The organism is Loktanella sp. F6476L, assembly GCF_023015725.1.
In the GTDB taxonomy this organism is placed as follows: domain Bacteria; phylum Pseudomonadota; class Alphaproteobacteria; order Rhodobacterales; family Rhodobacteraceae; genus Yoonia.
Genome location: NZ_JALKAR010000025.1, coordinates 1 through 12,315, shown reverse-complemented (window position 1 = coordinate 12,315; position 12,315 = coordinate 1). Strand labels below are relative to the sequence as shown.

Annotated in this window: 7 protein-coding genes; all 7 read right to left on the bottom strand. The window is 55.0% G+C overall.

The features are described 5' to 3' along the window. Positions 1 to 201: 201 nt before the first annotated feature. Positions 202 to 2,142: a 4-alpha-glucanotransferase gene (gene malQ / locus MWU61_RS19410; protein ID WP_247130140.1), complete on the bottom strand. Its 1,941-nt coding sequence runs from the start codon at positions 2,140 to 2,142 to the stop codon at positions 202 to 204. Beyond that, positions 2,139 to 4,241, bottom strand: coding sequence for a glycogen debranching protein GlgX (gene glgX / locus MWU61_RS19405; RefSeq protein ID WP_247130139.1), 2,103 nt, complete (start codon positions 4,239 to 4,241; stop codon positions 2,139 to 2,141). Before glgX ends, malQ begins: the two co-directional genes overlap by 4 nt. Positions 4,242 to 4,250: 9 nt before the next feature. Then, positions 4,251 to 5,687 carry a glycogen synthase GlgA gene (glgA, locus tag MWU61_RS19400; protein ID WP_247130138.1) on the bottom strand — a complete coding sequence of 479 codons (1,437 nt, stop codon included), beginning with the start codon at positions 5,685 to 5,687 and terminating at the stop codon, positions 4,251 to 4,253. 1 nt (position 5,688) lies between these two features. Next, positions 5,689 to 6,948, bottom strand: a complete 1,260-nt coding sequence (glgC, locus tag MWU61_RS19395; protein ID WP_247130137.1) for a glucose-1-phosphate adenylyltransferase — start codon at positions 6,946 to 6,948, stop codon at positions 5,689 to 5,691. Between the two features lie 40 nt (positions 6,949 to 6,988). Further along, positions 6,989 to 9,196, bottom strand: a complete 2,208-nt coding sequence (gene glgB, locus MWU61_RS19390) for a 1,4-alpha-glucan branching protein GlgB (protein ID WP_247130136.1) — start codon at positions 9,194 to 9,196, stop codon at positions 6,989 to 6,991. A gap of 45 nt (positions 9,197 to 9,241) precedes the next feature. Beyond that, positions 9,242 to 11,635 (bottom strand): glycogen/starch/alpha-glucan phosphorylase, encoded by a 2,394-nt coding sequence (locus MWU61_RS19385; RefSeq protein ID WP_247130135.1) that lies wholly within the window; start codon positions 11,633 to 11,635, stop codon positions 9,242 to 9,244. A 119-nt stretch (positions 11,636 to 11,754) separates the two neighbouring features. After that, positions 11,755 to 12,000 carry a DUF2934 domain-containing protein gene (locus tag MWU61_RS19380; protein ID WP_247130134.1) on the bottom strand — a complete coding sequence of 82 codons (246 nt, stop codon included), beginning with the start codon at positions 11,998 to 12,000 and terminating at the stop codon, positions 11,755 to 11,757. Positions 12,001 to 12,315: the final 315 nt, after the last annotated feature.

Genomic DNA, 12,315 nt, shown 5'->3' with positions numbered 1-12,315 from the left:
GCAACACCGCGCAAGTGCCTCGGCTATCAAACGCCTTCAGAAGTGTTCCGCGCAAAACTGATGGAAGGAGAGCCATGATCCAGATAAACTGAACAGAGAGAAATCGCGCTTCAGCGTGAGTTCACCAAACGGAAACGAACGCTGACACGCCTGCCAATAAAAACATGGTGAATCTAACATAAAGCCCCGGCCGTTAGTCGGTTAGCGCCCCGCGTCTGTCATCAACGCAGCCATCGCATTTAATGCGGGGGCGTCGTTCAGGTCTTCCAGCGCTATGTCATATTTGCGTCGCCAATTCGGGTGCTCGTCGATGGTTCCGGGCAGGTTCTGCGCTTCTTTCGCTCCTAACACATCGTCCAATTGAACAGCTGCGAAGCAAGCGGATGACCCCGCCAGCATCCCATGGACGTTTGTGCTAAAGTCGCCGTTTTCCGTGTAGCGGGATACGTCTGCTTTACGCTGCTCACGCATGTTTTCTGCGGTCTCGCGATCAACCCACGACAGGTTTTCCCACCAATCAATGTCGTGCCCTGTCTCATACCCTTTGACCGTCGGGGTGTCGTGCGTCGCAAAACATGACAGCACCTGTGCCGATCCAGCGTCCGATGTCCGGAACGCACCAGAGTCGTCTTTTTCGTACTGCAACACGGAATACCCGTAGAACCCGTGCGCACGCATCGTGTCACGGAACCCGTCAGGGACCAGCCCAAGATCTTCGCCAATCACCGCGCAATTATACCGCGCGGCGTCGATCTTGATCACGGCGAGCAGGCTTTCAAACGGCTGGTGAATGTAACCCCCCGGACTGCCGTCGTCCGGAATCCAATAGCTGCGGTTTAGGCCCAGAACATGATCGATCCGGATGATGCCTGCATGACGAATGGTTTGCGCGATAATCCGGCGCAACGGCCGGTATCGTTCAGCTTTCAATTTGCGGGGCGCAAACGCCGCCAAATCCCAGTTCTGCCCTGCAGGGCTTAGGTGATCGGGCGGTGCGCCGATGGACACACCCTGTGCAATCGCAGTTTGTGCACACCAGCTTTCAGCACCATCGCGCCGCGACCCAACCGCAAGGTCAAGGTAAAGCCCAAGCGCCATCCCCCCTGCTTTGGCCTGCGCCTGCGCGTCTGACAATTGCCGGTCAGCGACCCATTGCAACCACATGTGAAATGTTACGCGTGCGGGATCAGGATTAGCAGGCGTATCAGGCCATTGGCGCCAATCGGGCCCATAAATTTCGCTCAGCGCCTCAAAGGTGGCGAACTTGCGCAGATCGTCGCCGCCGTTGGATTGGAAGGCCGCAAAGCTTTGTGCATCAACCGGATCCGCTTTGGTTAGGAACGTGGCAAATGCCGTTTCCAGCGCTGCCGCATGGCGTGGTTTGTGATCTTGATAAGCGACCGTTTCTGATGCCCGCAAGTCCGCGAAATCACCGGCGTCACCAGCACCGGGCAACACATCAAGCGCGATGCAGGCTGTATTCAAATAACCCCGATGGGACGGCGAATAAGGACTAATCGCCGCCTGATCCGCATACCCCATTGCATGCAGTGGGTTAATGCCAACGAAATCAGCACCCTGCCCGCCTGCAATCTGTGCGACAGCACCAAGATCAGCAAAATCACCCAGCCCCGCGTTTCGTTCTGACCGCAGCCCATACAACGCAAGGTTCATGCCCCAAAGCCGCGTAGCACCGGTCAAATCAGGAACGGACGGCAGCGTCTTAGGGGCCGCGATGACCGTGATGACCTCTGTCCGGCCAGATGCCGTTGCGGTCAGCGTATAAATCCCCGGATCAAGTGGCGGCACGGTGATTTGATCACGCGGTTCGCCCGACACAAGAATATCATCGCTTTCGTCCAAACGGATATCCCACGCAGCGCCGAGCCCGAAGTTTTGCCAAGCCTCAACACCTGCTTCGACGATGATTTCATCTGGAAACCACCGATCATCGCGGTCAAAGCGCAATTGCGCCAGCGACGACTGGATTGCGTCGTCAGTCGATACATCAATCCCGTTGGCCGCCAGCAAGGCACGTTGCGTTTCAGGTGATGTCGGTAACTGTTGGCCGTGAAGATCGTAGAAATGCGGGACGATGCCACAGATATCGGCAAGTGCGGCTAGATCATCCTGCACCGTCATAGCTGTGCCCCATCGGTCTTTTGCACAAAGGCCACGACGGTTTCGCCAGCCACGATGGTGTGCGGCCCTTCCAATTCGCAAAACGCGCCTTGTTCGTTCGCATCCGTATCGATGGCACGGACCCAATGATGATCAGGCTCGGGCAACGGCAGGATTACCTTGCCCGGCTCAGGTGCCCGATTGAAAACGATGAAGACGATGTCACTGTCAGGGGCGTAATCCGGCGCCTCTGCTGAACACCGCAACAGCAGGCACAGGTTTGCAAGACCCGGATCGCGCCATTCCAACGGTTCTCCTGCGAAATCCGTCCATGCTACATCCGGCAGGCCATCTTTGGGGCGGGCTGCACCATGCAGGAACCGGTCCTGTCGCACGCTGAGATGATTCTGCCGGAAGGTCGATAGGCTTGCCACAAAAGCCAAAAGCTCCGTGTCCGCTGTTTCCCAATCAATCCATCCGATCGGGTTGTCTTGGCAATAGGCGTTGTTGTTCCCTTTTTGCGAATTGGCAAATTCGTCTCCGGCTGGGATCATCGGGGTGCCTTGGGACAAAAACAACGTGGCCAGCATGTTGCGCTGCCTGCGGGTCCGGATCAGGCGGATGGCAGGGTCATCTGTTTCACCCTCGACACCGGCATTATCCGAATAGTTGGAATGGTGGCCGTCGCGGTTATTTTCTGTGTTCGCCTCGTTATGGCGGTGATTGTAACGGGTGGTATCCGCCAGCGTGAAACCGTCGTGTGAGGCCAAAAAGTTGATCGATGAATCCGCACGTCGGCCTTTGTGATCAAACTTGTCCGCCGATCCTAACAACCGCGCGCCCAGTTCCTGCGCGCTGTGTGCATCCCCCCGCCAATACCTGCGCACGGTGTCGCGGTAGCTGTCGTTCCATTCGTTAAATTCGTGGGGGAACCCACCCAACTGATACCCGCCGGGGCCAATGTCCCACGGTTCCGCGATCATACGCACATTCGCCAACACGGGGTCCTGACGCAGTGCATCAAAGAAACCACCGCGCACATCAAACCCGTGATCTTCGCGCCCCAATGTCGTGGCCAGATCAAAACGGAACCCGTCGATCCCCATGCATTCGACCCAGAACCGCAAACTATCAAGCACCATACGCAACACATACGGATGCGCCACATTCAACGTGTTCCCGCAGCCAGTATCATTCACGTAATAGCGCGGCTGGCCTGCGGTCAGACGGTAGTAAGACGCATTATCTAATCCCCGATACGACAGGGTCGGGCCGCGCTGATCGCCTTCGGCGGTATGGTTGTAGACAACATCGAGAATAACCTCGATGCCCGCTGCGTGAAACCGGTCCACCATCTTGCGGAAACCTGCAATGCCGTCGGGGCCAAGATACCGCGGTTCGAGCGCGAAAAACCCGATGGAATTATAGCCCCAGTAATTCGTCAGCCCGCGATCATCGAGAAACTTTTCATCAACAAAGCTATGAACAGGCATCAGTTCAACGGCCTGAACACCTATCGTTTTCAGATGATCCAGCATCTCGTCCGACGCTAGCCCTTCGTAGGTGCCACGGATATTTTCGGGAATGCCCGCATGGGCCTTTGTCGCGCCTTTCGGATGAGCTTCGTAAATCAGGTCACGGTTCGACTTGCGGTGGTGTCCGGGGGTCATATTGGCGAATTTTTTGGGGTCAAAAACCACGGATTTCGGCACATACGGCGCGCTATCACGGCTGTCGAACGACAGATCACAGGCCGACGATGTGTCATCATATCCAAGCGTCGCAGGGTGGTTCACCCATGTGCCGTGCAACTGACGCGCATAGGGATCGAGCAGCAGTTTGTTGGCGTTGAACCGATGTCCCAATTCCGGCGCATAAGGCCCATGGGCGCGGTACCCGTATAGCGTCCCTATAGGCAAATCATGCAAGTAGCCGTGCCAAACATGTCCGGTGCGTTCCGGCAATGCGATCCGCACCGTTTCACGGCTGCCGTCCGGCGAAAACAGGCACAGTTCAATCTTGGTCGCATGCGCGGAAAACACCGCAAAATTGACGCCCGCGCCATCATGAATGGCGCCCAACGCATTGGCTGAGCCACCGGAAAGAGAATAGGCAGTCATAATTAAATCTTAGCTTTCCTGAGCAGCAGTGTAGACGTCCAAATATGCGGCCGCTGACAGGTCCCATCCAACCGGATGACGCATGGCGCGGCGCATCATTGCACCCCAGATTTTCGGTTGTTGGTACAGAGCGCAGGCGCGTGCAATCGTGTGCGCAAACATCGTCGATGTAATCGGCGCAAACTGAAATCCGGTTGCGCAATCGGCAAGCAAAGCTGCTTCATTCGCGTCAATCACAGTATCAGCCAGCCCGCCAGTTCGTGCGACAACTGGCAAGGTGCCATAGCGCAACCCGTAAAGCTGGGTCAGTCCGCAGGGTTCGAACCGCGACGGGATCAAGATCGCATCACTTCCCGCCTGCATCAGATGCGACAAGTCTTCATCGTAGCCAATGATCGTACCGACAGAGCCCGCATAGCGGTTTGACGCATCAATAAACGCGCGTTCCAGCCCCGGTTCGCCAGAGCCCAAAAGCGCCAGTTTTGCCCCGTGCCCCACCAGGTCGTCGAGGCAATCCAGCAACATATCCAACCCCTTTTGCGAGGTCATCCGGCTGACAACGCAGAACAATGGGCCGTCGCCATCGGTCAGTCCAAAACGAGACATGACTTCTGCCTTGTTACGCGCCTTGCCCTTCATGGATTTGGCAGAATAGGTCGCAACCAACGCAGGGTCCGTTGCAGGGTTCCAAACGTCCAAATCAATGCCGTTCAGAATACCGCTGAGGTCCGATTGACGCGCCCGTAACAGGCCATCAAGACCCATACCGAAATCCGGTGTAAGCAACTCAGCCACATACGTGGGGCTAACCGTCGTGACCTTTTGGCTTAACGCGATGCCCGCCTTCAAAAAGCTGATTTTACCATAATATTCAACACCATCGGGCGTGAACATATCAGCGTTCAAACCAAGCGCACCCAACCGCGTCGCATCAAAAACGCCTTGGAACGCAATGTTGTGGATCGTCATGACCACCGGCGGTGTTGGGCCATCGTGCTGGCGCAAATAGGCAGGCACCAGTCCCGCTTGCCAGTCATGCGCGTTAATCACATCCGGCGTCCAATTGTCCAAACAGCCGACGCCAATTTGGGCACCCGCATAAGACAACGCGGCAAACCGCAGATCGTTATCGTGCCAGTCCTGCCCGTCCGGACCCAGATAAATACTGCCCGCGCGATCATACAGATGCGGCGCATCCAACAACAGCAAATCTAACCCGTCTGCCTGTGCTGCAACGATCCGCGCACGTCCGCCAAACAAATCGTCAAACTGCGCAACTTGGGTACCCGACGCGATATGGTCCGACAGCGCGGGATAAGCGGGGATCAAAACCCGAACGGACACGCCTTCTGCGGCTAGTGCTTTTGGCACCGCGCCGATGACATCGGCCAAGCCGCCAGTTTTGATAAACGGCGTACATTCTGAGGCGACAAAAAGCAGGTTCATGTCAGGTGTCCAGCGCGTCAATCATCGGTTGGGTGATCAGGCAAATGCCATTTTCGGTCCGGCGGAAGCGGGCTGCGTCTTCTTTCGCATTCTCGCCCACAACCAGCCCTTCAGGAATGACAACACCGCGATCAAGGATCACATTCGTCAAACGCGCACGCCTGTGGATTTCGGCGTATGGCATGGCGACAACGCCTTCCAACTGCGAATAGGAATGGGTGCGCACACCTGTGAACAGGAAACAGCGGTCCAGCGTGGACCCCGAAATGATGCACCCGCCTGAAACCATCGACGACACAGCGTGACCGCGACGCCCTTTTTCGTTGTGGATGAATTTTGCAGGGGCGGTCAGTTCTGAATAGGTCCAGATCGGCCAAGAGTTGTCGTAAAGGTCCAGTTCCGGTTTGAAATCAGTCAAATCAACATTGGCCTGCCAGAACGCATCAACCGTCCCAACATCGCGCCAATATGGTTTTTCTTCCAGCCCGGACCGCACGCAAGACCGGCTAAACGGATGCGCGACAGCTTTTCCGTTTTTCACGATCTCGGGGATAATATCACCACCAAAATCGTTATTTGAATCGGCGTTTGTCGCGTCTTTTTTCAGAAGCTCACACAGGTATTCCGTCTCGAACACGTAAATCCCCATGCTGGCGAGCGCCATATCCGGATTCCCCGGCATCGCAGGCGGATCAGCTGGCTTTTCAATGAAATCTAGAATTTGATCGTTGTCGCCAACCTTCATCACACCAAAACCGGCGGCTTCCATGCGCGGCACTTCGATACAGCCAACGGTTACGTCAGCGCCGCTTTCGACGTGCTGTTTGATCATGAGAGAATAGTCTTGTTTGTAGATATGATCGCCCGCGAGGATCAGGATGTATTTCGGACCATATCCACGAATGATGTCGATATTCTGGGCCACGGCATCAGCCGTCCCCTTGTACCAGTTTTCGTTATCCAGCTGCTGCGAAGCAGGCAAAATATCGAGCGATTCATTCCGTTCAGCCCGAAAAAAGCTCCAACCGCGCTGCAGGTGACGGATCAGGGAATGGGCTTTGTATTGGGTGGCGACGCCGATGCGTTTGATGCCGGAATTCACGGCATTCGAAAGAGCGAAATCAATGATCCGACTTTTACCACCAAAGTACATCGCAGGTTTGGCACGGGTGTCCGTCAGCTCGTATAATCGGCTTCCGCGTCCGCCGGCCAAAACAAAGGCCATAGTTTGCTGTGCGAGGCGTTGTGATTCAGTGTCCATTGATAGTTTTCCTCCCTAGTCCTGATGTTGATCGTGCGGGTCAGGATGTCCCGCTGTTGTCCAATTGAAAAAATAATGTCGAGAGCGGCGGTAATGTCAGCGACACAGAATGCTGCCGTCCGGATGCCGCGATCTGTTCGCTGTCCGCGTGGCCCATGTTGCCACGGTTGCCGCCCCCATAACGGGCCCCGTCGGTGTTCAGCTTTTCAATCCAACGCCCCGGTGCAGGCACACCAATGCGCCGTCCAGACCGTTCGACGGGAGTAAAGTTGCTGACAACAAGCACCGGCGGCGTGCCATGTTTGCCTTTACGGATCCACGCGAGGATCGATTCCTCTGTGGCTCCTTCTTCGACCCATTCAAACCCTTCGGGCTTGCAATCCAGTTGGTGCAACGCAGGTGTGTCGCGGAACAAAACGTTCAGATCACGCACCAGATTTTGCACACCGCCATGCAACGGCGTATCGGTCAGGTGCCAATCAAGGCTGGCGTTGTGGTTCCATTCGACGCCTTGCGCGAATTCACAACCCATAAACAACAGTTTCTTGCCCGGATGCCCCCACATAAACCCATAATAGGCCCGCAGGTTTGCAAATTTTTCGTCGCCCTGCCCCGGCATTTTGTCAATCATCGATCCCTTGCCGTGCACCACTTCGTCATGGCTAATCGGCAGCACAAAGTTTTCCGAGAACGCGTAGTGCAGCCCGAACGTCATCTTGTGATGGTGGTATTTACGGTGGATCGGGTCCTGTTCGATGTAAGACAGCGTGTCGTTCATCCAGCCCATGTTCCACTTGAACCCGAAGCCCAGACCGCTGTGATCCACAGGTGCACTGACCCCCGGAAAGGCGGTGGATTCTTCGGCAATCGTCACGATGCCCGGCACTTCGCCGTAGGCCATCGTGTTGGTTCGCCGCAGGAATTCGATCGCTTCGAGATTCTCGCGACCGCCGTCCTTATTGGGAACCCATTCGCCGTCTTTGCGGGAATAATCACGGTAAAGCATGGACGCCACTGCATCGACGCGCAGCCCATCAACGTGGTGTTCACGCAACCAATACAACGCGTTAGCGACCAGATAGTTCGACACTTCGGCGCGGCCGTAGTTGTAAACAAGCGTGTTCCAATCAGGATGGAACCCTTCCTTGCGGTCGGCATGTTCATACAGCGGTGTGCCGTCGAATTTGCCAAGACCATGCGCGTCTTCGGGGAAATGCCCCGGCACCCAGTCAAGGATCAGACCAAGATCGGCGGCGTGACACGCCTCTACAAAAGCGCGGAATTCTTCAAGCGTCCCGTGCCGGATTGTCGGCGCATACAGACCAACAGGCTGATAGCCCCACGACCCATCAAACGGGAATTCCGAGATCGGCATCAGTTCAAGATGGGTGAAACCCATGTCCTTGGCGTAACTGACCAATTGTTCAGCATGTTCTTTGTAGGACAGCGGGCGATCATTTTCTTCTGGCACACGCCGCCAAGATCCAAGATGGACTTCGTAAATCGAAATCGGCTGATCAATACGGTGAAGCGCCTCGCGCTTGGACATCCATGTCTGGTCATCCCAGGTGTGCCCATCCAGTTTGCGGACAACAGATGCAGTTTTTGGCGGGTGCTCTGCCCCAAATCCAAACGGATCAGCCTTTTGCGGCAACAGATTGCCATCTGGTCCGATCAGTTCGTATTTATAGGCCTCCCCTTCGCCCAAAGCAGGCATGAAGATTTCCCAAACACCGGTCTGACCACGCCGCCGCATCGGATTGCGCCGTCCGTCCCAGCCGTTGAAATCACCCACAACAGAAACGCGTTGCGCATTTGGGGCCCAAACGGCGAAATGCGTGCCAGCGACACCGTCATGATCCATGACATGCGCGCCAAGCACTTTCCAAAGGTCCTGATGTGCACCCTCAGCGATCAAATGTTCGTCCAATTCGCCAAGGACAGGACCAAAGCGATAGGGGTCTTCAGCATCCCAAACATGCGGGCCTTTGGTAATCCGCAAACGGTATGCAAACGGCGTTTTGCGACGGGCCACGACCCCTGCAAACAGGCCCTGTTCCACAGGATCAAGGGACACCACCTTGCGACCCGATTTGACGTCGATCACGTCAATCGCATCCGCTTCGGGGTGGAACGCCTTGATGGTGACTTTGCCGTCAACGACATGCAGACCCAGAACCGAAAAGGGGTCGGAATGCACGCCCGACGCGATCCTGCCGGCATCTTCTTTGCTGATCAAATCCGTCATCTTTTTTCCGCCCCGTGTTCGTGATTTCCCGCGATGCGGGACCAGTTATGTGACGGAATGCGCGTTCCAAATGTCCTGCGCATATCCAGAAATCGTACGATCCGATGAGAACCATCCCATGCCTGCGGTATTGGCAGCAGCCATGCGAGTCCAACGGGTTACGTCACTATACACTGCATCAACTTCGCGCTGCTTGGCAAAGTAATTATCAAAATCACAGCTCACGAGGAAATAATCGTTCTCGTACAAATTGTGCAGAATGTCGGAATAGCGATAGCGATCACCGCCCGAAAATACGCCAGCGGCGATCTGTCCAAGAACGCGTGACAAACGCGGGCTCGCTTCAATCGCACGACGCGCATACCCGTGATCGGCACGCTGCGCATCTGCTTCGGCGGCAGTCAGGCCAAACAGGAAGAAATTGTCGTGACCAACATGGTCGCGAATTTCAACGTTCGCCCCATCCAACGTCCCGATTGTCGGGCTACCGTTCAGCGACAGCTTCATATTGCCTGTGCCGGACGCTTCTTTACCCGCGGTCGAGATTTGCTCTGAAAGGTCAGAGGCGGGGATCAGGATTTCGGCCATCGAGACGTTGTAGTTCTCAGGGTAGACGACCTGCAACTTATCGCGGGTCACGGGATCATTGTTGATGGTCGCGGCGACATCATTGATCAGATGAATGATCGATTTCGCCAGCGCATAGCCCGGTGCCGCCTTACCGCCGAACACCTTCACCCGTGGGGTCCAGTCAGCTGTTGGATTGTCGCGAATTTCATTCCACAGCGCGATGGTTTCCAGAATATTCATGTGCTGGCGTTTGTATTCGTGGATACGTTTGATCTGGATGTCGAACATCGCGGATGTATCCAGCGTGACGCCATTCCGATCTTTTAGCCACGCAGCCATCCGGTTCTTGTTGGCGGATTTCGCAGCTCGGAACGCCTCTTGGAAACCGGCATCGTCGATATGCGCGTTCAGGTCTTGCAACTGCTCCAGATCAGTATGCCATTTCGTGCCAATCGTGTCGTTGATCAGCCCGCGCAACGCGGGGTTACACGAATACAGCCACCGACGCGGCGTGATCCCGTTTGTCTGGTTGATGATCCGGTTCGGATACGCCGTGTTCAGATCGGCAAAAACAGTTTCCTTCACCAATTCGGAATGCAGCGCAGAGACACCGTTCACCTTATGGGCCATGACAAAAGCCAATTCGCCCATTTTCACGTTGCCATGATCAATTATCCGCACGTCTGATCCGGTTTCTTCCAGATGCCGGTGTTGGATCATCTGAATGATCCGGTGATGCCGCGGCAAGATGCGGGCGAACAGGTCTTCTGGCCAGCTTTCCAATGCTTCGGGTAGCAATGTATGGTTCGTATAGGCCAGACATTTGCGCGCCAATTCAATGGCGTCTTTTTCCGGCAATGCGTGCTTGTCGATCAGCAGCCGGACCAATTCGGGCCCGGCGATAGCGGGGTGCGTATCATTTAACTGGATCGCAACGTGATCCGCCAAATCCGTGATCTGATGACCTTCGGATAGGAACCGGCGCAACAGGTCTTTGATTGATGCTGAGGTAAAGAAATATTCCTGCTTCAGACGCAATTCCTTACCGTCTTGTGTCGTATCATCTGGATACAAAACGCGTGAAATCGTCCGGGCGAGCCGTTCCGGTGCGTTCGCACCCACGTAATCACCGCGGTTAAAACTTTCGAGGTCAAACAGCTTCACAGGCTTCGCGGCCCACAAGCGCAATGTATTTGCCCACTGCCCTTTCCAGCCAATGACAGGCGTGTCGTAAGCAGACGCCAAAACTGTTTCTGCCGGATGCCAGTTGGCCTTGCCATCTTCTTCGTTGACATAACCACCAAAATGAATTTTGTAAGCAACTTCAGGACGTTCAAATTCCCAAACATGGCGTTGCGCCAGCCACCCTTCAGCAGATTCCGTCTGCTGACCATTCTCGAAATGCTGTTCGAACAACCCGTGTTCATACCGGATCCCGTAGCCGTAAGCAGGGATTGCAAGCGTCGCAAGACTGTCCATGAAACAGGCCGCCAACCGACCCAAGCCACCGTTGCCAAGTGCGGCATCGGGTTCGTCCGCAACCACAACTTTGTAGTCCTGACCAAGGGCGGCCATGGCATCAATCGCGGTCTGTTCGACATCAAGGTTAATCGTAACGTCTTCGACCAAACGACCGATCAGGAACTCCATCGAAAGGTAATAGACACGTTTGTGCTGGCCTTCATACGTCTTACGCGTCGACGCAAACCAAGGCTCAACCACGAGATCACGCAGTGCCAATGACAGCGACATGCGCCAGTCATAGACGCTCGCATGAGATGGGTCTTTCCCGATCGACAGTTTCAGGTGGCGGGTTATTTCCGCCTGCAAACTATCTACAGTCACGGTCGGTTGAGTCTGGGCTGTCATCTATCTTAATCTTCCGTTCAGGCGCTCGGGCCATCTACACATTTTTCGTAGAAACGCGCCCGTAAGCTGACCCAAAGACGCACGTAATTTGTCGAACTGCCGGATGACAGCGAACCACTCTACTTGGTGGTTTTCGCAACTTTGGCTTTCGCCTTCGGCTTTGCTGTTTTCTTTGTTGCAGCGGCACGCGGTTTCGCCGCAGCTTTGCGTGCGGGTTTCGCTTTTGTCTTCGCAACCGGTTGGTTTACTGCGGCAACGGCGCGCAACCAATGTTCCTGATCGCGACCTTCTGGCTGACCTTCTTCAAGCCAGAACAGATATGCTGTTTCACGAATTAGCGCTTCATTTTCAATGATGGCAGTCATTTTTGAATCTCTCATAAAATAGGCTTTGGTAGCGCTAACAATACACGAAATGCTGCACCTGCACAATTAACTGCCGTGATAAATGCTGCACTGCGTCAATCCTGCACCGGTGGTTGTTTTTTTGTGCAGAATCGAAGGGTTAACAGAACCACACATCGGTGTGGCTCTGTCGCTTTTACCTAGCTCGTAATTCTTAACCCTGTTGCTTTATCGAAGGCGTGTGCGAGGTTTGGTTTGATTGTGAAGCCGATGGTTTCGCCTTTGGCTTGGTGTGGTGGTTTTTCGGTTTTGGCGATGAACTCTGTGCCTTGGGCA

Excerpts from the sequence above, each read along its gene's own strand:
- MWU61_RS19380 (WP_247130134.1), bottom strand. The coding sequence starts at position 12,000 with ATGACTGCCATCATTGAAAATGAAGCGCTAATTCGTGAAACAGCATAT.
- MWU61_RS19385 (WP_247130135.1), bottom strand. The coding sequence starts at position 11,635 with ATGACAGCCCAGACTCAACCGACCGTGACTGTAGATAGTTTGCAGGCG.
- malQ (WP_247130140.1), bottom strand. The coding sequence starts at position 2,142 with ATGACGGTGCAGGATGATCTAGCCGCACTTGCCGATATCTGTGGCATC.
- glgC (WP_247130137.1), bottom strand. The coding sequence starts at position 6,948 with ATGGACACTGAATCACAACGCCTCGCACAGCAAACTATGGCCTTTGTT.
- glgX (WP_247130139.1), bottom strand. The coding sequence starts at position 4,241 with ATGACTGCCTATTCTCTTTCCGGTGGCTCAGCCAATGCGTTGGGCGCC.
- glgA (WP_247130138.1), bottom strand. The coding sequence starts at position 5,687 with ATGAACCTGCTTTTTGTCGCCTCAGAATGTACGCCGTTTATCAAAACT.
- glgB (WP_247130136.1), bottom strand. The coding sequence starts at position 9,196 with ATGACGGATTTGATCAGCAAAGAAGATGCCGGCAGGATCGCGTCGGGC.